Below are 18034 nucleotides of genomic sequence, written 5' to 3'. Positions count from 1 at the left end.
AGCACGCCGTACACCACCCGCGCCACCCTCGCCTCAAAAGGCTTCCGGCCGGTCAGCGACGACACGATGCTCCTCGTCCGCATCGACCACGAGGAGCCCTACTGGGCGGACAAGGCCGCCGACGCCCTCACGCCGAAGGCATCGATACCGAGATCACCCCCAGGCTGCGCGCAGCGATCGACGAAGAATGGACCTGGGCCGACTACCCGATGCCCTGGTGCACCCGCAGCGAGATCCGCGAGGTCTCCCACGAGGCCCAGAAGATCTATGACGACATCCGCCACGGCCACCTCCTCATCCACGCCCACGCCGAGGACGGCCACACCACCGTCGCCGTCGGCAGCTACCTCAGCGGCGGCAAGAGCGTCTACCTCCACGGCGAGAATCACCTGCGACAGGTCGCCGACACCTTCGACTCGCCGGCCCAGGCCATGGTCGCCTTCGAGAAGCTCCACGGCGCCGCCATGCGCCCCGGACCGGCGCCCATGACCGACACCGAGCGCGCCGCCGCCACGGCACGGGCATCCCTCGCCCTACTCGCCGTCGAACCTGAGCCCGCACGCTCGGAACCGGAAACCGTCCCGGCATACGCGGCCGACGCCGGCGACCACGATGCCCTCCTGGAGGCGTTCCTCGATGCCCACCGCGACTGGGAAAAGTGGAGGACCTGGTCCGATGAGACGACCCACGTCATCCACGAATCCCAGACCCTGCGCATCGAGCGCATCCACGAAGCCCCATCCACGAGACCGCATGGACCTTGGCGGCGTACGAGACGCCGGTCTCCGACCGTATGTGGGTTCTCACCGCGACCGGCGCCACTCCTGCCCCGTGCTGCAGGAACTGCTGGACCACCTCGCCGATGGCCACGGCTGGGACACAGCCCTCAGCGCCCCGTTGGACGAAAAGACCATCGCCGCCGCCACGCAGCCCCTCTCCGACGCCGGGTGGAAACACACCGTGGACGGGCGATGGATCCGCTGGACATCCCCCGCGGCAGACGCGGGATTCCAGTTCGATGCCTTCGCCGCCCAGCACTCAAACCAGACCCTCGCGACCTGGACCGTTTGGGCCGGCCCCAACCCTGACCACCCCACCTGGGCCCTCACCGCGTCCCCGCACACCCCCAGCTCGCTACTCGCCGACCTCGCTGAGAACCTCGCCCACGCAACCGGCACCCGCCGGAGGCAGACGACCAGCCGCGAACACAGGACGAGCCTCGACACCGCCCCGTCGGTCATCCCGGCAGTCCCAGCCAGCCCCGCGGCCGGCCGTACACACTGATCGCTGGCAGCCAGAGGGCGCCGCACCGCCTCGGCGGAGTCCAGTCGGCGGCATAAATGGTCCAGATGCGGCGGTTGGCAGGACCGCCGAGTGCCACCACCATTGCTTATTTGGGTTTACTATTGTGCGTTTGGACCGGAGTGGGGAGTGCAGCCGAGCCCCGCGCGTGCGGCGAGCGCCCGTCGCGACCTGGCTAGGTTCGGATTAACGGCAAGAAGCGCGGACCACCCCCACGCGTGCGGGGAGCGCGCTACAGTGCTTGAGGTGGTGACCCTATTAACTTGACGCATGCCTGACCGTTGAACGGGCGGTGTCGAGTTCATAGTTTGCCGCCAACGAAAGTGCGGGATCACGCCCCGCGAAGGCGTGACCCCGCAAGGACGGGTTCGTAAGACCCGGCCAGCTGGCCGCGTATGCGGTCAGCGAAGGGTGGTCAGGGACCAGCTACAGGCCGTGGCGCCTCCTCCAGTCGTTGAACCAGTCGGCAACAGCTCGACCGGCCAGTGCTGACAGGAAGGTGAGCAAGACCTTTGCTGGTCCCTTCCCCTTGTCGCGAGACTCCCCGTCGTTCATGTGTGCCTCCAATACACCAATGGGAGTGGCTTGGCCACGAACTCAATTGCCGCTGCTTGGAGTTGCACGCCGGACGGGCCGACATCACAGAGACGACGATATGCCTTGCGACCGAACCAGAGAGCCGCCTTCCCGAGAAGTCTGAAATCGCCGTCCTTCCCCCATATGTAGCCGTAAGGGCCGTTGGATTGCGCGCTCAGCGCGCCACAACGTGCATACAGCGCGCAAAGGAGAGCCGAGACCATCCCCCAATCCGGAAATCTTCACAAGCGGATGAAGCCCGTTTACCTTTTGCCGAATGTCCGTTCAGAAGGAGGGTGCGACTCCGCCTGTAGCGCGCAAGGGCGCGACCGGCAGAGGCGAGCACCCTCGTACGACGGCACCTTCGATCAACGCCCACTCCGGGACTCGGCGCGTTGCGGCACAGACGCGGTACTTTCGGGCGCATGACGCTGCGTTCGGTGGATCTGCGTAAAGAGCCCGTGGAAGCCGTACTGGACCGTGTGGAGCGGTCGCTCGGGGTACGCCTGGATCACGAGCTTGTGGTGCGTAAGCGCCGCTCCGTTGGGGCACGCACGGACCGCGGTACGTGGGTGCGCATCGAGCGGCGTGGGCTCGACCGGATCGGGGTTCAGGGCGGGGATGGCACCGCGTCCGCCGAGGCCCTGCTCGGGATCGCGAAGCCGGCCTGGCTCGCCGGCGTCGCGTGGCGGGACGAGACGGAGCCGGTGATGTGGCGAGCGGACGAGACGGAGCTGCTGCCCGCGGCGCCGGTGGGCAGCGCCGTGGTGACGGAAGATCCGCGCCTGGCCGAGGAATGGTGGGCCGCGATGAACGCTTCTCTGGATGCCCTCGCTGCGCAGCACACCAACCGGATCGCGACACCGGATACCGAGACGCTCACGCAGGAACTCATCAGGGGAACGATCCACAGCGTCTTCCCCGGTGTCGATACGGCCGTCGTGGAATGGCGTCCGGCCCATGCCGATTTCAACTGGGCGAACGTGACGGCGCCTGTGTTCTGTCTGTTCGACTGGGAGGACTGGGGCATGGCCCCGCGCGGCCTGGACGCGGCGAATCTGTGGGGCGCCTCCCTCGCCGTCCCGGTCCTGGCCGACCGCGTCCGTCGCGAGCGGCGTGACGATCTGGAGAGCCGGGAAGGCAAGCTGATGACGCTGTTCGTCGCCGCGAAAGTCCTCGGCCCTTACGCCGACCCGGACGACCCTCGGCTGGGGGCCGCCCGGGAGACCGCGCAGCGAGTGGTGAGGGAACTTCAGGCGGGCTGACGGCGGGCCCGGAGGAGCTGCCGGTACTCCCGCACCACTTGGTCGTCGACCTCGTACGCCAGGGCGCCGGCCAGCTCCCGCAGGTGATCGACGTTGTCCGTGCCGACCGCGACCGCGTCGGCCCTCGGCAGGCCGTAGGCGGAGCGGAATGCCGCCTGAACCCTCGTGATCGGCGGGGAGCCCCGTAGGAAGATCTGCGGGTCGAACTTCCCCCACACCGCCTCGGTCGTACTGCCGCCGAAGGGGCTCATGCCCCACACCTGCGACGGCCGCCACCGCGCCACCAGGGCCTCGGCCGCTTCAAGGACGTCGACGCCCACCAGCAGCCCTGCCCGGACCATGAGGACATCAGGGCGGGGTGCGTCCAGGTCCACGAGCGGGCGGGGATCCCAGCTGGATATCCCCCACCCCCCGCACAGTCCCGTCTGCGTGGCGTCGGACAAGACCGCGCACGCCTGCGTGAACGTCTCGGCGTCTGGGTGGGAGTGCTCTGGGTTGTGGAGGAGTACCGCGTCCGGCTCCCGTCCCAGATCCTTGGCGGCCTGCACCACTGCGGCGCGCAGCCGGGCGGGGGCAAGGGAGTGTTCCCCGGGGAAGTATCCGACCTTGGTGGAGACCGAGAACTTCGGCAGGAGGTCGCCGGCCACCGTCTTCAGGACCTCGTGAGAGCGATGGCGGAGGTAGTTCGAGGCGGTGTCGAGGCGTGCTACGCCGACATCGGCGGCTGCTTCGAGTACGTCACGGGCGTGACCAGACCGGTATAGCCCAAGGACGATGTTTCCGTCAGCGGTTCGCACAGCCCCTCCGTGATCAGCAGGTCGGCCAGAGTGGTGGTGTCCTCATCGGCGCCGTCCAGGCAAACGGGGTGAGCCGACAGGAGCGCGCGCAGACCCGGTTCGGCGCGCTCATGGAGGGTCAGCCGCTTGCCTCCACCGCTGACTTGGATCGTGTCGCCGACGCGGACGATGGAGGGGGCGAACTCGGTGACGGCCGCGACCCCCTCCGGTCGGCCGAAGGCGCTCACATCGGGCATATGGCGTGCGGGCGGGGTGTTGAATCGCAGCTCGTCCAAGTACCGCTCGGGGCTGTAGCTGGCGGCGAGAGCGCTGAGCTTATCTGTCAGCAGCTGGTGATCGGTTGCCTCGGCGCCTTCCAGGTCGCGGCGGAACGCCTCGTCGGCGCGTGCGGCGTCAGAGAGGAAGTTGGCCCACGTGACGCCGGTCCGTTTGGTGAAACCGAACGTCACGTGCAGCGAGTGGCCACCGCTGTCGGAGCCGAGGCGGGTAGCGGTGTGCCAGAAGCCCCGGGGGATGTGCATGACGTCCCCGGCCCGCATGGTGCCCTTCCACAGCACTTCCTTTGAGGGCGTGCGATTACGTTCGGCGTCGCGGTACATCGGCGCCGGCCGGGACGGGCCGCGCACCTCCCACGACTTCTCGCCGGAAAGCTGCACGGCGATGACCTCGTGGTCGTCCCAGTGCAGGTGGAATCCGTCGGTTTCACCGACCGCCAGGTATGCGTTGGCGGAGGCCAGTTCGCCGGACCACCAGCCCAGGGCCCGGCATGCGACTTCCAGAGTCGGGTCGAAGAAGTCCACGTGGTCCAGGACCACGGTGCCACCGTCCTTGAGGATCCGTCCAAGGGCCGCCATGTCCGCCTGGCTGACGGCCTGCCTGCGCCGGTTCACGTTGGTGGACAGGAACGTGGAGGGATGTATCTCCCTGCCCTCGGCGTAGCAGCGCAGCTGCGGATTGACCAGGTGGCGGCGCTTGATCAGGTCCAGCAGCTTGTGCGGGGTCAACAATCGTGCGGGCAGATCCGGGTCCGTGAGACGACCGCGTGCGAACGCGGTCCCCACGGAGCCCGGCCCGTCCCAGCCGAGAGCTTTCTCGATGTGGGCGACGAGCCGGTGCTCCATGGGTTCCCCTTACTCCTTCGGGAGGTTCAGGTCACGGTTGTCGCCGTCATCGCCCGCGCTGTTCTGCGAGCTGGTGACGTCGGACCGCTCGGACTCGCTGCGGTCGTGCGCCGTCGCCAGTTCTTCCACAGCGATCAGAAGCGCGGGGCTGGTCCCCGAAACCTGTGTGGACGCCCTGTCTGCCATCGACGCTCTCCTCTCAGCCGCTACCGCCCAGATCCGGGCGAAGGTCTGAGTTAACCCGCGTCCAACAGATGCCAGTAGAGCGGGATTCGGACAGATGTGCGAGATGTGTGCGTCCCGTGTGCCGGTTGCGCGGATCACCCAAGGCCGCATCGGCACGCCCCAACACATGCCGCGAGGACTCTCCGATGCTGCACAACGAGCGACAGCCGCACACCCCGACGGATTCGAACCGGGAGCAGCAAATATCGACGTGCTGTGGAGCGGCGCTTCGTAGACCAAGCCGCCCATCGGCAGCGCGCTACATAGCAGAGGATCCCCGGTTAGCAAAACCGGGGATCCTCCGCACCATTAGTGGTCCACCGCCAACCCCTGCCCGTCACGGCGAAAGGCAGCACCACGACGACCAAACAACTCCACACCAAGCTGAACAACGCCCCGCGCGAGACCTCTACGCCGCGGCGTAGCTGAGACGGAACAGGTCCTGGGCACGCTCCAGGTCCCGCTCCGTACGCAGCTGCAGCTCCAGGTCACCCGTGCCGTGGTGACCCAGCCCCGTCACGTCCCGGGTGAAACCAGGGACGAGGTCGACCTCCTTTGGGTCCGCCTTGAGATAGACGAGGAGCTTGGTCTGCTGCGGCGGACACACACAGGCAAAATTCCGCAGTCGCTGGTAGGCGCGGTACTGCTTGCGCTGCACCCGTGTGACGCCGTCCCCGAGCCCGACAAGGACCTCGTCGACCGCCTGGGCCAGCTCGGCCATCGCACCGTCCTGCCTCCGATACGGCGGCGTCCCGGCCGCGCGGCGCCGTGCCCGCTTGGCCTCGGCCGAGTGCCCCGTGACCGAGGCCACGGTCTCAAGGCCGAAGTGGTCGTTGCCGAAATACCGGTAGCGGACCAGGTCGATCGAGCGCCGGTGCTCGCGTACGGCGTGCGCGTCGTAGCGGGTGAAGTCGCCGGCCACACAGATCAGCCGAGGTGCGCTCCACAGGATCTGGGACGCGGCCCTCACCCCGAGCCGGTCGCGGACCAGGTTCCGGAAGGCGTCCTTGTGGTTCGTGAGCCAGGCCATGTAATAGAGGCCCTGGTTTATCACGCCTGCGTCAGTACCGCGCTTGTACTCGACGATCACCGGTGCCCCGTTCTCGTCGAGGCCCAGCGAGTCGATCCTCCCGCCGTCGACGCAGTCGATGACGTACTCGCTCGCGAGGAACGTGACGCCCAGCATCGTCTCCATGTGCGCCTCGACGAGGTCCTGTACGTCAGCCTCGACCCCAGCAAGACGCGGCGTGACCTCGGTCACGCCGCCTTTCGTGTTGAACAGCTTCAGGCCCGACACCTTCCCCTCCTCGGCTCAGAGATCACCAACGCCGATGAGGTGTCCGTTCTTCCCCGTCGCTGCATTCGTGCGTCTGCGCTAGCTGGATGGTGAAAGAACGGGTGGGGCCGTGTCCGCCGGATGTACCCAGTTAGATCTTGCATTTTCGGCGCGTTGGTTCCGCAGCCGCGCTGCACCGGCTTGGAGTTCGCGGCGTCGCCGAGCGACCTCTTCCTTCATGAGGTCGTCGGTGCGGCTGCTGTGCCAGATGGCGCCTTCCCACTTGACGTATTGCGGCGCTGCTGGCGGTACGACGCGCAGGCGTGTACGCGGAAGGCGTGCTCGAACGGCACGGCCCACGCCTCCGGCAGGGGGCCGTGACTGCGTCCCGTCCGGGGCCGACTGAGACCTCGAACTGTTCCTCGGCGCCTACCCTCGCCCCTCGCCGCTGGGTACCTCTTCAACCCGCGAGATCCCGGCAACGTACAGCTTCAATCCGCTCTTCATGGGGGGCTTGACTGGGTTCGAGGGACTGGTGCCGACGAGGGGAACCCGCCCCGGCACACCGCACGAGGGCGGCTTGCGCCGCCCCATGGCGTCGGCCGGGGCAGTGGTGTGTGAATGGTGGAGAAGCGGCGGATCGCGGGGGCCTGCCCCGGCTCCCTCCAGGAGCGGCACCCGGGGGGAGCCAGGCACCAAACGGAGCCGGGTGTCCTCCGCAGAGGCCCTTGGCCGCCGTGGGGGTCGGCAGGGATAGCGGTGTTTGCCGCCCCTGACTGCTTGCTGCGGGTCAGCGGTTGGATGTCGCGGACACTATCCACTCGACGTATCGGGCGGTGGCGGTGTACTGCGAGCGGGACTGCCGGTCGCTGGTGGAGGCCACGCCGACCACGACGTTGTTGACCATCGCCGGACCGCCGGAATCGCCACCAGCTGCGACACCGTTGACTCCGCTCAGGGCGAGTGCGGTGCCGCCATAGGAGTCGGTGGCCGTGCCGGTCATCCGCATGGTGGCGCTCTTCAGGACAGGGGACTGGCAGGAGGATTCGTTCTGCTGGCAGGTGGCGCCCCATCCGTAGACGGACACGTTGGAGCCTGTCTGCGGATAGCTGTTGGCGACCTTGGCGGGCGCGTGGCTCACGTCGCGGTCCAGCGTGACCACGGCGAGGTCGGCCGACGGATGCAGGTTGATGCGTGCGGCGGCGGCCGTGGTGCCCCCGCTTTCGGCGTAGGTGCTGCCGATACGGAACGTGTACCGCGCGGACTTCTCGACACAGTGCCTGGCCGTCATGATGTGGCGGGACGTCACCAGGGTAGAGGTGCACATCCCCCGCCCGTCCTGGAGAACACGGGCGTGGTAGGGCTGAGCGTTCGTCTCATTGCCACCGATGATGGGCTGCGCGCCGGTCTTTTTCGGTGACGCGGCTGCCGCGCCAGCGGCGGCGCTGCCGGAGGCAGGCTGCGCGGTGGCGATGCGTGCGGGGGTGTCAGCGGGAGCGGGGGCTGCGCTGGCCTGTCCGGTGGCGCCCAGGATGGCGGTAGCTGCCAGACCGGCGGCGCAGGCGGTTGCGCGTACGGACAGTTTGCGAACCTGCATGGTGGGGGTCTCCTGGCTGTTTCTCGTGGGGGAAGGGGGGTGGTGCGCATGAGTGTCTGCCCTGGGAGGGGCAGGCGGGGAGGCTGCTACCGTCCGATAGCCCGGCACTATCGGGCTGGCGCGATGACGCCGGTGAGGGTGCGAGACAAGTTCGCACCCGCCAACTACTTGGTCGAACCCGACCGCGGCCCTAACCTCACGCCATGGAACTGGAGATACGTCATCTGCGGGCGGTGTGCGCCATTGCCGATGCCGGCAGCCTGCACAAGGCAGCACGCGCGATCGGGGTGGCCCAGCCGACCCTGACCGCGCAACTGCGGCGGATCGAGAAGGCACTCGGCGGGGAGCTGTTCCTCCGGCTGCCCGAGGGCTGCCGCCCCACCCTGCTCGGACTCCAGCTCCTCGCCCGCGCCCGCGCCGTACTGGCCGAAATGACCACTTTGACTACAGAGATGAGGGCGGCAGCCAGCGCTGCTCAGAGGCCACATCTGCGCATCGGCTCCACACCCAGCCCCGCCGTACCCCCATGGCTGCGCCGACTGCACGACCGGTATCCCGGGACTATTCCGAGCGTCCAGACCGATGTGTCCTCCAGCACCCTGCTGCGGATGGTGGCCACCGGTCAGCTCGACGTTGCCTTCGTGCACGAGATTGAAGGCACGCACCTGCGCATCCCGCCCGGCCTGCGATCGCGGGTCCTGATTGAACGCGAGCCCGTGTTTGTGCTCATCTCCGAGCACCATCCGGCCGCCAGCCAGCACACCGTCCGGCTCCAGGACCTGATGGACGAGCAATGGATGTTGGACAAGACAGCCGACGGCGAATGGGAGGGCCTGCTCCGCGCGCTGCCGGCCGGTCTGACACCACGGCTGCTGCACGGCGACTACGCCACCACCGGACTGCTGGTCGATGCCGGTCAAGCCGTCACCTTGTGCCAGGCCACAAGCGTCGGCAGCGGCGGCAGGGTGCCACGCCGTATAGAAGGCGACCCGATAGGTCAACGCTGGCTGCTGGTGGGACGTAGCGACGCACATCTGGACGCCGTCCATGACGACCTGGCCGCAGCCTACCGAGAAGCAGCAGACAAGGCGCCGCTCTACCAGGCGATGCTCGACCTTGACCCGGCCCCCTCCTGCGGCGCTGCGGCCACCTCACGCCTGTAGTTCAGGCACGAGGGCCCGGAGTCTTCAGCCAGGCAATCCACCCCGGTCCCGCGCCGGCGACGACGCCGTCCACCACCCCATATTCGGCACCGCCCCCTGCGCAACCTCGCCTTCGCAGAACTGGAAAAGAAGCAAGTAGATCAGCGAGCACATCGGAGATCATTCCGGGGCGACATAAAGCCACGGAAATAGCCCATTCTCAGCCGGGACCAGGTCTGCGCCGCCGCACTGGTTGCGCGACAGATCCATTGGCGCCTGACTGGCGTTACCGCCCAGTAGCCCACCGTCGCTGACCGTGGCCCCGACGGCGAAACTGCCCACAGAATCGATCACGCACGTGTTGTCGAAAGCCGGACTGCCAATGACACCGATACCACCAGCCCACACTGGGCTACCCGCGGCCCCCAACAGACCTGCGGCCCCTGCGGTGATCACCAGCATGCGCCGGCCCGCGCGCCCCTGGAACATCGCTACCTCCCTCAACTGTCTTCATCACCTAACACGCCGCCTAACGTAGACCCACTGATCAGAGACACGGCCCGGGTCTGTAAAACGTTTCGTTTGACAGACCCGTTCTTCCCGATCGGCGCATTCGCGTGTTGGCATTAGTTGGATGGTGAAGACTCGCGTTGATCGGCGTCAGCCGGATCTGCCCAGTCCGACTGTGTATTTTCCGCTCGTTGGAGCCTCAAGCGTGCCGCCCCAGCTTGGAGTTCTTTGCACCGCCGCGCGACCTCTTCCTTCATGAGGTCATCGGTGCGGCTGCTGTGCCAGATGGCGCCTTCCCACTTCACGTATTGCGGTGTCCTCTCGCGCAGAAGGACGGGCTTGAGGTGGTTGTGGAACAGGAGTGTGCGGCCCTGGTTCCGGTTGATGCGGCTGTACCACTTCACGCTGTTCGCGTGCCGCGCGGCCCGACTGGCGTGGAACGGAGAGAGCTTTCCGCGAACCTGGCCCGGCGTGTAGATCGTCAGCGGTGTCGAGGGTGGGCGCCAGGCATCCGCGATGGCCCAGTGCGCGACGGCGTCGCCATGCTCCTCCTTGCTGTAGGGGTAGGTGACGCGCTTGCCGACCTCGGCGAAGAACTGGGCTTGCTCCGTGCTGGTACCGCAAGCCAGCTGCCGCCAGTGGGGAGAGGCAATCAGCGGTGCCAGGCCGACGGCCTCGGGATAGAGGGCGGCGAACAGCTTGGACGTGCTGTAGGACGTGTAGGACTTGGCGGCGTGGTCATAGGGGATAAGGGCGTACGTCCGGCTGACCCAGGTGTGCCAGACGTGGAACTCCTCGCCTGGCAGGCGGCCGTCGGCCCAGATGTGCGCGCAGATCATGAGGGCGGTCAGCACCGCGTCATAGGTGGCCGCCCAGCCGCCGTGGCGGACCACCACAGGCCCGGCAAATTCCGCTGGCCGCGGTACGACGTGAACGTGCGTACAGGGGCGACGTGCTCGAACCGCACGGCCCACGCATCTGCCAGCAAACGCCGCGACTCCGACCCGTCAGGGGCAACGTACGCCACCTCGAACCCGGCCGTCGGCGGCCCTACAGACCCGCCCTCCATAAACCTCCAACGAATGCACCACGTACGGCTAACCCCGCCCCTTGATGCGAGGTCACGCTGATCTATGCAAGATCGCATGCAGCTTAGAGCTGACATCTGCAAGGCCAACCCGTACTAGACAGTTGTCCCTTCTTCCCCGTCGCTGCATCTGCGTGCCGACGCTAGCTGGATGGTGAAGGAACGCGTTGGTCGGTGTCAGCCGGAACTGTCCAGTCCGATCTTGCATCTTGCGCTCGCTGGTGCCGCAACCTCGCTGCTCTGGGGTGATAGAAGTTCCGGCGTTTCCCGCCGGGTACGTGCTTGCTCCAGGAGACGGAGTGAGAGGCTGCTGGGCGCGGTAAAACAGCCGCTGCGTACCATCACTGCCGTCTGCCAGATCACCGAACGCACGGTGCAGGCGATCACCACCGATCCCGAACAGGTCGGCTATCTGCGCCGATGACGGGCCGGACGGTGCAACCAGTACATCGTCAGCCTCGACCAGCCTCTCGGACACCGCCCGCGGAAGCCGGGTTCCACATTCGCGACCTCGTGGAACTCGATGCCGATGAGGGGTCTCAGCAGCCGAAGGCGGCTTCTGCGTCGGCGACCGTGTCACAGACCCGCAAACACTGATCCGCTCCGGTCATCTCAAGGATGCGCCGCAGCGGCTTAGGCACACATGCCAGCATCAGCACAGCCCCGACCGCATCCGCCTGCCGCCATGCTCCGATCAGCACGTTCAACCCGGCCGAGTCGCAGAACGGCACCCCGGCCAGATCCAGCACGAGGAACTGGCCCCCACGTGCGCTCCTTCTGCTGCTCGTCGCCGCTGCCGGCGGCGATCCTGTCGAGCCGCGTTCCATCACCCTCGGCCGCCTCGCTCAGAGCGCGGGGCAGGGCTTCCCACTGCTCCTCGGCGGTGTACATCGAGGTGACGATGGCGCTGTGCAGGGCCGCCGTGTCTAGGCCTCACTCGGCGTCGTCGACCGGCAACGGCTCCTGTTCGGTTTGCGCGTACAGGTCGTCGAGCAGCTCGCGGATGCCGACGGGGGTGTCGGCGGGGTAGGCGTTGCCCACGATGTCGGCGCAGTACTCGGCGTAGTCGTCGACCGCCTCGCGGAAGCCGGTGGCCTGGATGACCGACTTTTGGGAGCGTTCGGGGAACCTGCCGGCCGATGATTGCTCGCCCAGTTCACCTGCCCAACGTGCATCCGTTATTGACGGCCTGTTGAGCGAATTCGACCCCTTGCCGCGAGGCTGGCTCAGGGCAGGTGGTCCGGGGGCAGGCTGGAGGTGAGGGCAGCCGTTGTCCGGCAGCGTCCCCGTCCCCAGTCCCCCCATGGGGGCGGGGGCGCCGTCCTGGGGCGCGGCCACCGCCGGTAGTCGGCGATCGACGGTGGCCGCGCGGCGCGGGGACAGAGGGCTCCCCTCCGCATATGTCCCCGCGTCATGGTCCTCCCTGACGGAGCACGCGGGATTCGCTCCACTGTGGAGGACCGAGAGCCGGGGCCCCTCTGCGTCCGCTGCGAGGGCCCGGCCGTCTCGGGCCGTTCTGTCCTGCCAGCGGCCCGGGGTCTGGGAGCCGAGAAAGACGCGGCGACCGTGCGGGGCGTCAGCTCGGGCCTGGTCTTCGCTGCACACCGTAGGCCGCATCGGCGTCCGCGACCAGAGCGCGGGACGGTCGGATGGAGCAGAAGCGGCGCGTTGAGGCACACCGGCGCTCGGAGTGGGTGCTCTTTCGGCCGAGAGGAAGCAACCGATCCGGTACGGCACGGAGGGGTGAAGGATGGCTCTGACGGGCCTGTAAGCACTCGGGGACTCATGGTCGCAGGGGGCTGTGGCTGCCTCCGGTGCGTACGTCCCCACGTTCCCGGCGACCTCATGCGGCACTCGGCTTCGGCGCCCGGCGGTGGGGACCGCACGCCTCAGTCGAGGGACCGGTGGGTCAGGACGTGGTCGGCGGTCTGGTGCAGCGGCTGGTCGTGGTGGAAGGCGTGGGCGCGCATACGGGCCAGCGCGTCGTCGGGGGCCAGTTGGTAGATCTCGGCGAGGACGCCGGCGGCCATGTGGACACTGGGCGGGTATCCCTGAGGGCCGGGCAGTGTTCGGCGGTGTTCGGCGGTGAGCAGGTGGGGGTGCTCGTCCAGGGCGAGGAGGGCGAGGATGCGGGCGTAGGCACGGGCGAGGCGCTTGTGCCGGTCGTCGAGGAGGCCCGGCGTGGTGCGGTAGAGGTCCATGGCGCCCAGGCGCAGATGGCCGGTGGTCAGGGGCAGGGCCGTGACGGAGCGCATCTGCTGGCCCGCGGCGGCTTGGGTGAAGGCCGGCCAGCGGGCGTAAGCCTGGTGGAGGTCCGCTTCTTCGACCAGGGCGCGGCGTACGTAGGCATCGGTGCAGGGGCCTTCCCCGGTGGTGAGCTGGGCGTCCTCCAGGCGCCGGGCGCGTTCGTCGGTGGCGTGTCCCATCAGGCGCAGTTCGCCCGCGATGACCAGGGTCACGCCGAGGCAGTCCGCTTGGAGGTCGGCCGCGCAGGCGCGGGAGGCGGTGGCGAGGGTGATGTCCCCGCCGTCCGCGCCGATCCTGCGCCAGGCGGCGGCGTGGTCGTCGTTCATGGAGTGTCCCGGGGGAGGGGGAGCGGCCGGAGAGCCGGTGGCCCTGGAAGGCGGGTGGCGCGGGGGCGGTCAGGGGCGGGTGATGGTGTCGGTGTCGAGGTGTCCGTCGATGATCTGGCGGCACAGCTGGGTCAGGCCGAGCTGGTGGGAGCGGGCGTGGCGGCGCAGGGCGTCGAAGGCTTCGTCGACACCGGTGTTCCAGCGTTCGGCGAGGATGCCCTTGGCCTGTTCGATGACCACGCGGCTGATCAGGGCGGCGCGCATCTGGGCGCGCTGCTGGTTGGCGTGGGCGACGGTGCGGTGCTGGAGGATGGCGATGGTCGCCACGTCCGCCAGGGCCTGGGCCACCCGTACATCGGCGGCGGAGAGGTTCTGCGGGCGGGGGTCGAAGAGGTTCAGCGCGCCGATGACCTTCGCGCGCAGGCGCATCGGCAGGGCGTGGGTGACCACGAAACCGGCCTCGCGCGCGCGGGCCGCGAAGGTCGGGAAGGGGCTGGTCTCCACGGGGCAGGTGAGGTCTATGTTCAGCCTGAGCGTGCCGCTGCGGTGACATTCCACGCAGGGGCCTTCGTCGTGCTGGAGTGCGAAGAGTTCCAGCAGGCGGGTGTGCTCGTCGGAGGCGGCGATCAACTGGAGTTTGCCGCTGGGGTCTTCGAGCATGACGCCCACCGCCGACACGTCCAGCAACTCGGTGCAGCGGTCACACAGGGTGTGCAGGAAGTCGATCAGATCGAAGTCGTCGACGAGCGTGTCGACCGCGTCGATGACGGCCGCCAGCAGGCGTTCTTCTCGCGTCATGGCCCTTCAGTCCCTCCGACGGCAAAGCCGCCCGGCTCGTCTCCATCATCATGGGGAAATTGCACCCGCCGAGCCACCACGTCGTCGGCGACCTCGATCAACGGCCGACCGTGGCGGAAGGCGTGGGCCCGCAGCCGGATCAGCGCCTCGGCCACGGAGACACCGGCCTGCACGCTGATCATCCCGGCGGCCTGGTGCACGGCGGCCCGGTAGAAGTGCGAGCCGTCCTCCGCGGTGGCGAAGGCATCCCAGCGCCCGCTGTCGCGCACGAGCGTGGCGGTCACCGCGCGCGTCACGATCCGGGCATCGGTCAGCGCCGCGCCCTCCAGAGGGCCGGGGCCGGCACGCTGCATGGTCATGGTTCCCAGGCACACCCTGCCGACCAGCAGCGGGAGGCCGATCACCGCTCGGATGCCCAGGGCCAGGGCCTCGGGCAGCAGGACGGGCCACCGGTCGGCCGGTTCACGCGCCAGGTCGGGCACCATGACCGCCGTGCCCGAGGCGGCGGCCTCGGGGCCCGGCCCCTCGCCCAGCGTGAACTGCAGGTCCTCCAGCTCGGCGCTGGCGCCGGGGGTGCACCACAGTAGTTCGTTAAGACCACCGCCGGTCACCGACACCGCCACACCGTCGACTCCCAGAGCCCGTGCGCACCGGGTCGCGTCGGCCGCCAGCAGACCCCCGCTGCCGGACGCCGGGCGCAGGTCGGCCAGGACTGAGGCAAGGTCGCCCTCGGGGACCACGGTCTGTCACCTCCCACCCGGCCGAACCCGGCCGGGAAACGGCCCTTCCAGTCTAGGGGGCGCGGGGGCACCTTGGGCTTGCGCCATCGCGTGGCCGCCCCAGAAGCGTATGGTGGAGAGAGTTGCCCGTACTCGCACGGACGGTATCGCCCCGCACGGTAATCGTGACATTGGCTTCCGATCATGGGCAGCATCGGTGGTTGAGTGCCAGAGATCGGAAGCACGGCCATGCGCACACCCACCGGCGGGCGTTCGCGCCCCGCGTCCTTGGTCCGTCGCTCATGACGAGCCCCCGAGCGGTAGCCGTCGAACTCGCCGCCCTCCACCTGGACCGGGCCGACCCCGCGCGCAGCCTCATGGAAGCCTGCCGGACCGCACTGAGCCGGGATTGCTCGGTGGGTCTGACGCTCGCGGCGGACGCGGCCCTGGCGCAGCGCGTCTGTCTGGCCGCTGTCGGCCCCCTGGCCGACAAAGGCGAAATTCTGCAGATCAATCTGGGCGAAGGCCCGTGCGTCCAGGCCCTGGCGCGGCACGCGCCGGTTCTCGCCTGCGACCTCGACGACGCGAGCACCATCGAGGCCTGGCCGGTCTTCGCGGCGCAGGCCCGTGACCACGGCATACGAGCCGTCTTCGCACTGCCCGCCGGCAACCCCGGCCACGCCGCCGCCCAGCCGGGACTCGTGCTGTGCCTCTACCGCGACCGGCCCGGCCTGCTGCCCGCAGCGGATCTGGACACCGCGGGCAGCCATCTGCGCGCCGCCGAACTGCTGCTCCTGGCCGGCCCTGCTCCGCACGAGGGCGACGCCGCCGACGCCTGGCTGATGTCTGCCGACGCCGTCGTCCATCAGGCCACCGGCATGATCAGCCAACGCCACGCCCTCACCCCGGGCCAGGCGCTGGCGCTGATGCGCGCCCACGCCCACAGCCGGCACGCGGACCTGACCGACCTCGCCCACGCGATCGTCCACCGGGGCCTGCACCTGCCCCCGCCGGACCCCGCCGGGCTCTGAGGTCCGGTCGCCCGGGACCGCGCCCGCGGCGACCGTGGCCGCTCAAGCGCAGCACGGCCGGTCGCGCGCTCCGACGCGTGCATCGCGCGTTCCACAGCTCCTTAGCAGGTGCGCACGGGCACGGCAAGATATCAGCCGAAATGGCTCAACACGGACCCGCACTGCCCTACCGTGCAGTGTCGGCCAAGACCCCGTCGGCAGCCGCTTCCCCGCCCGAGAGCCACCGCGCTCCGTAGGGGCCACCGCACTTGCCGAACGAGAGTCATGTCATACCCACTGCCCGCCGCCTCTTGCATCGCGTCCGTACAGGCCCATGCCTCCGCCGTCCTGGTCTGTCTCCGCGGCGAGATCGACATCGCCACCGCACCCGACATCACCGACTACCTCGACACCCTGACCTACGCCGGATCCGCCGATCTCCTGATCGATCTGCGCCAAGTGCAGTTCATGGACGGCTCCGGCGTACGCGTCCTGACGCGGGCCCGTGCCCGCGTCCAGGGAGAAGGGCGACTGCGCCTGATCTGTACGGCCCCCGTGCTCCTCCAGCTCCTCCGCCATCCGAGCCTGCAACTGTGGTTCGACATCCTCGACCACCTGCCACCACCGGTGGACCCACCGCAGGCGGCGGCCTGAAGTCACGCGTGTCGCGCACAGGTTCCAGGCGACACGACCGTCAGGCTTGCGCGCTGCTCAGTTCGCTGCGCAAGCCATGCCGAAGTCAGAGCTGCCGCACCCTTCGCCCCCGTACGATCACGGTAGGGCTCGGGGCGGTTCATGAGTGATCGCGGTGTCCATGCCTCCCAGCGCCGAGCCGACGCTCTGGGAACTGCACCGTGCCGTCTCACAACTATGAGAGGTCCTTCGTGGGGACCTCGCGCGGCTGACGGCACGCCTTTGATCAGCTCGTGACTGGGGACGTGTACCGGGCGGATCAGCGCCGCGTGGAGCAGCGCATCACGCACCTCGACTCAAGCTTTGGCGCCCCCTCTGGCCCGCCGGGTGCTGGCCGTCACCGGCACCGACCAGGTCCAAACCCTGCGCACTGGTCAGCCGCACCACATCGACGGCATTAGCCGCGAGAGGCGGTTCGGGAGTTTTCCCACCAGCGCCCAGGCTCACGGCATCCACAGCATGCTCGTCCTGCCGCTGGCCCCGCCCAGCCAGAGCACCGCCGGCGTCATGAACCTCTACGCCGCCCACACCAGCAGCTTCCCGCCCACAGTGCGCGACCAGGCCCCCGTCTGCGCCGGATACGCCGCCGGTGCCCTCGGCATCGCCCTCAAGATCTCCAGCCACATACAGTTCAGCCAGGACCTCCAAGTCGCCCTCAGCCCACGCACCCTCATCGACCAGGCCCTCGGCATCGTCATGGGCCAGCAACGCTGCACCGCCGAGCGCGCCTTCCAGATCCTCAGCCGGGCCTCTCAGAACCGCAACATCAAACTCCGCGACGTCGCCGCCGGCATCATCACCCAAGTTACTGGCCAGCCCCCGACACCAGCCCGCCCTGCACCCGCGCACCCCACCTCGTCAGTAGGCCCTCGGACCGAAGGCTGGAGGCCACCGGTTCCAGCCGGTGGCGGAGGTGGCGGTAGCCCGCCAGCCACCGCACGTTCCGCACCCTCACCGCATCCGGCGCCCCCAGCAAATGGAACTCCCACCCCGCCTGATCGCAGGCCGTCCGGGTCGCCTCGAACTTCACGCGATCTATGGCCCTGCGGCGCTCGGCCCCGGCGGCAGCCCACGACGGTCGCCGAGCCGTCGCCCCGGCGGGCGAAGGAGTCAGGCGCGTGCGAGATGGGCTTGCCCGCCGGGGAGGGCCAGAACAGCCAGAACGGCTGCGAGGAGATGCCCACCACCGCCGGATCGAAGTCCAGCAGCATCGCGTGGTCCCGCTCCAGCCAGGACTCGTAACCGATGTGCCCGCCCGCCGTCGCCGACTACCACAGGCCCGGAAAGTTACGCTGGCCGCGGTACGAGGCGAAGGCGCGTACGGGAGCGACGTCCTCGAACCG

21 protein-coding genes are annotated in these 18034 nt (G+C 68.7%); 7 read left to right on the top strand and 14 right to left on the bottom strand.

Going from position 1 to position 18034, the window contains the following annotated elements; all coding sequences use genetic code 11:
- Positions 1-98: 98 nt before the first annotated feature.
- Positions 99-455 carry a hypothetical protein gene (locus ACH4DX_RS25160; RefSeq protein WP_398156791.1) on the bottom strand — a complete coding sequence of 119 codons (357 nt, stop codon included), beginning with the start codon at positions 453-455 and terminating at the stop codon, positions 99-101.
- A 376-nt stretch (positions 456-831) separates the two neighbouring features.
- On the opposite strand from ACH4DX_RS25160, the gene ACH4DX_RS25155 reads away from it, so the two are divergent.
- Entirely contained in the window at positions 832-1284 is a 453-nt protein-coding gene (locus ACH4DX_RS25155) for a DUF317 domain-containing protein (protein ID WP_398156790.1), read from the top strand.
- A 1019-nt stretch (positions 1285-2303) separates the two neighbouring features.
- Positions 2304-3143 carry a hypothetical protein gene (locus ACH4DX_RS25150; RefSeq protein ID WP_398156789.1) on the top strand — a complete coding sequence of 280 codons (840 nt, stop codon included), beginning with the start codon at positions 2304-2306 and terminating at the stop codon, positions 3141-3143.
- Here ACH4DX_RS25150 and ACH4DX_RS25145 read toward each other — a convergent pair.
- From ACH4DX_RS25145 to ACH4DX_RS25125, 5 genes are all read right to left on the bottom strand, one after another.
- A complete protein-coding gene (locus ACH4DX_RS25145) occupies positions 3131-3940 on the bottom strand; it encodes an aldo/keto reductase (protein WP_398156788.1) in 810 nt (269 codons plus the stop codon). The two genes, ACH4DX_RS25150 and ACH4DX_RS25145, sit on opposite strands and share 13 nt — an antisense overlap.
- Positions 3850-5061 carry a JmjC domain-containing protein gene (locus tag ACH4DX_RS25140; protein WP_398156787.1) on the bottom strand — a complete coding sequence of 404 codons (1212 nt, stop codon included), beginning with the start codon at positions 5059-5061 and terminating at the stop codon, positions 3850-3852. The genes ACH4DX_RS25145 and ACH4DX_RS25140 overlap by 91 nt, the downstream gene beginning before the upstream one ends.
- 9 nt (positions 5062-5070) lie before the next feature.
- The gene (locus tag ACH4DX_RS25135) at positions 5071-5247 is read right to left on the bottom strand and encodes a hypothetical protein (RefSeq protein WP_187645619.1); all 177 of its coding nucleotides are present in this window, start codon (positions 5245-5247) and stop codon (positions 5071-5073) included.
- A 448-nt stretch (positions 5248-5695) separates the two neighbouring features.
- Positions 5696-6583: an endonuclease NucS domain-containing protein gene (locus ACH4DX_RS25130; protein WP_398156786.1), complete on the bottom strand. Its 888-nt coding sequence runs from the start codon at positions 6581-6583 to the stop codon at positions 5696-5698.
- Positions 6584-7352: 769 nt separating this feature from the next.
- Positions 7353-8159, bottom strand: coding sequence for a S1 family peptidase (locus ACH4DX_RS25125; protein WP_398156785.1), 807 nt, complete (start codon positions 8157-8159; stop codon positions 7353-7355).
- A 203-nt stretch (positions 8160-8362) separates the two neighbouring features.
- On the opposite strand from ACH4DX_RS25125, the gene ACH4DX_RS25120 reads away from it, so the two are divergent.
- On the top strand, positions 8363-9322 hold the full coding sequence (locus ACH4DX_RS25120; protein ID WP_398156784.1) for a LysR family transcriptional regulator: 960 nt from the start codon (positions 8363-8365) through the stop codon (positions 9320-9322).
- Between the two features lie 159 nt (positions 9323-9481).
- On the opposite strand, the gene ACH4DX_RS25115 is transcribed toward ACH4DX_RS25120, so the two are convergent.
- Together ACH4DX_RS25115 and ACH4DX_RS25110 are read right to left on the bottom strand one after the other, a co-directional pair.
- Entirely contained in the window at positions 9482-9790 is a 309-nt protein-coding gene (locus tag ACH4DX_RS25115) for a hypothetical protein (RefSeq protein WP_398156783.1), read from the bottom strand.
- A gap of 137 nt (positions 9791-9927) precedes the next feature.
- On the bottom strand, positions 9928-10707 hold the full coding sequence (locus ACH4DX_RS25110) for a hypothetical protein (protein WP_398156782.1): 780 nt from the start codon (positions 10705-10707) through the stop codon (positions 9928-9930).
- 342 nt (positions 10708-11049) lie between these two features.
- Between ACH4DX_RS25110 and ACH4DX_RS25105 the strand changes: the two genes are divergently transcribed.
- Positions 11050-11322, top strand: coding sequence for a hypothetical protein (locus tag ACH4DX_RS25105; RefSeq protein ID WP_398156781.1), 273 nt, complete (start codon positions 11050-11052; stop codon positions 11320-11322).
- 115 nt (positions 11323-11437) lie between these two features.
- Here ACH4DX_RS25105 and ACH4DX_RS25100 read toward each other — a convergent pair whose 3' ends face one another.
- From ACH4DX_RS25100 to ACH4DX_RS25080, 5 genes are all read right to left on the bottom strand, one after another.
- A complete protein-coding gene (locus ACH4DX_RS25100) occupies positions 11438-11725 on the bottom strand; it encodes an STAS domain-containing protein (protein WP_398156780.1) in 288 nt (95 codons plus the stop codon).
- 106 nt (positions 11726-11831) lie between these two features.
- Positions 11832-12203, bottom strand: a complete 372-nt coding sequence (locus tag ACH4DX_RS25095) for a hypothetical protein (RefSeq protein ID WP_398156779.1) — start codon at positions 12201-12203, stop codon at positions 11832-11834.
- 584 nt (positions 12204-12787) lie between these two features.
- A complete protein-coding gene (locus ACH4DX_RS25090; protein WP_398156778.1) occupies positions 12788-13471 on the bottom strand; it encodes a GAF and ANTAR domain-containing protein in 684 nt (227 codons plus the stop codon).
- 69 nt (positions 13472-13540) lie between these two features.
- Complete coding sequence (locus ACH4DX_RS25085) at positions 13541-14269, bottom strand: ANTAR domain-containing protein (RefSeq protein ID WP_398156777.1); 729 nt, start codon at positions 14267-14269, stop codon at positions 13541-13543.
- On the bottom strand, positions 14266-15009 hold the full coding sequence (locus tag ACH4DX_RS25080; protein WP_398156776.1) for a GAF and ANTAR domain-containing protein: 744 nt from the start codon (positions 15007-15009) through the stop codon (positions 14266-14268). Before ACH4DX_RS25080 ends, ACH4DX_RS25085 begins: the two co-directional genes overlap by 4 nt.
- Before the next feature lie 281 nt (positions 15010-15290).
- On the opposite strand from ACH4DX_RS25080, the gene ACH4DX_RS25075 reads away from it, so the two are divergent.
- A complete protein-coding gene (locus ACH4DX_RS25075) occupies positions 15291-16019 on the top strand; it encodes an ANTAR domain-containing protein (RefSeq protein ID WP_398156775.1) in 729 nt (242 codons plus the stop codon).
- Positions 16020-16283: 264 nt separating this feature from the next.
- Positions 16284-16652 carry an STAS domain-containing protein gene (locus ACH4DX_RS25070; protein ID WP_398156774.1) on the top strand — a complete coding sequence of 123 codons (369 nt, stop codon included), beginning with the start codon at positions 16284-16286 and terminating at the stop codon, positions 16650-16652.
- 321 nt (positions 16653-16973) lie between these two features.
- Here the strand turns inward: ACH4DX_RS25070 and ACH4DX_RS25065 are convergent, their stop codons facing one another.
- Positions 16974-17495 (bottom strand): hypothetical protein, encoded by a 522-nt coding sequence (locus ACH4DX_RS25065; protein WP_398157006.1) that lies wholly within the window; start codon positions 17493-17495, stop codon positions 16974-16976.
- Here ACH4DX_RS25065 and ACH4DX_RS25060 point away from each other — a divergent pair.
- On the top strand, positions 17388-17933 hold the full coding sequence (locus ACH4DX_RS25060) for an ANTAR domain-containing protein (protein WP_398156990.1): 546 nt from the start codon (positions 17388-17390) through the stop codon (positions 17931-17933). The two genes, ACH4DX_RS25065 and ACH4DX_RS25060, sit on opposite strands and share 108 nt — an antisense overlap.
- Positions 17934-18034 lie beyond the last annotated feature (101 nt).

It is taken from the genome of Streptomyces sp. NPDC017940 (assembly GCF_044328435.1).
Classification (GTDB): domain Bacteria; phylum Actinomycetota; class Actinomycetes; order Streptomycetales; family Streptomycetaceae; genus Streptomyces.
This window is presented reverse-complemented; position numbering and strand designations above follow the sequence as displayed.

What these genes read in the sequence shown, in the direction of transcription:
- ACH4DX_RS25150 (WP_398156789.1), top strand. Translation starts at nt 2,304, where the DNA reads ATGACGCTGCGTTCGGTGGATCTGCGTAAAGAGCCCGTGGAAGCCGTA.
- ACH4DX_RS25140 (WP_398156787.1), bottom strand. Translation starts at nt 5,061, where the DNA reads ATGGAGCACCGGCTCGTCGCCCACATCGAGAAAGCTCTCGGCTGGGAC.
- ACH4DX_RS25135 (WP_187645619.1), bottom strand. Translation starts at nt 5,247, where the DNA reads ATGGCAGACAGGGCGTCCACACAGGTTTCGGGGACCAGCCCCGCGCTT.
- ACH4DX_RS25125 (WP_398156785.1), bottom strand. Translation starts at nt 8,159, where the DNA reads ATGCAGGTTCGCAAACTGTCCGTACGCGCAACCGCCTGCGCCGCCGGT.
- ACH4DX_RS25120 (WP_398156784.1), top strand. Translation starts at nt 8,363, where the DNA reads ATGGAACTGGAGATACGTCATCTGCGGGCGGTGTGCGCCATTGCCGAT.
- ACH4DX_RS25115 (WP_398156783.1), bottom strand. Translation starts at nt 9,790, where the DNA reads ATGTTCCAGGGGCGCGCGGGCCGGCGCATGCTGGTGATCACCGCAGGG.
- ACH4DX_RS25105 (WP_398156781.1), top strand. Translation starts at nt 11,050, where the DNA reads ATGGTGAAGGAACGCGTTGGTCGGTGTCAGCCGGAACTGTCCAGTCCG.
- ACH4DX_RS25100 (WP_398156780.1), bottom strand. Translation starts at nt 11,725, where the DNA reads ATGGAACGCGGCTCGACAGGATCGCCGCCGGCAGCGGCGACGAGCAGC.
- ACH4DX_RS25095 (WP_398156779.1), bottom strand. Translation starts at nt 12,203, where the DNA reads ATGGGGGGACTGGGGACGGGGACGCTGCCGGACAACGGCTGCCCTCAC.
- ACH4DX_RS25090 (WP_398156778.1), bottom strand. Translation starts at nt 13,471, where the DNA reads ATGAACGACGACCACGCCGCCGCCTGGCGCAGGATCGGCGCGGACGGC.
- ACH4DX_RS25085 (WP_398156777.1), bottom strand. Translation starts at nt 14,269, where the DNA reads ATGACGCGAGAAGAACGCCTGCTGGCGGCCGTCATCGACGCGGTCGAC.
- ACH4DX_RS25075 (WP_398156775.1), top strand. Translation starts at nt 15,291, where the DNA reads ATGACGAGCCCCCGAGCGGTAGCCGTCGAACTCGCCGCCCTCCACCTG.
- ACH4DX_RS25070 (WP_398156774.1), top strand. Translation starts at nt 16,284, where the DNA reads ATGTCATACCCACTGCCCGCCGCCTCTTGCATCGCGTCCGTACAGGCC.
- ACH4DX_RS25060 (WP_398156990.1), top strand. Translation starts at nt 17,388, where the DNA reads ATGGGCCAGCAACGCTGCACCGCCGAGCGCGCCTTCCAGATCCTCAGC.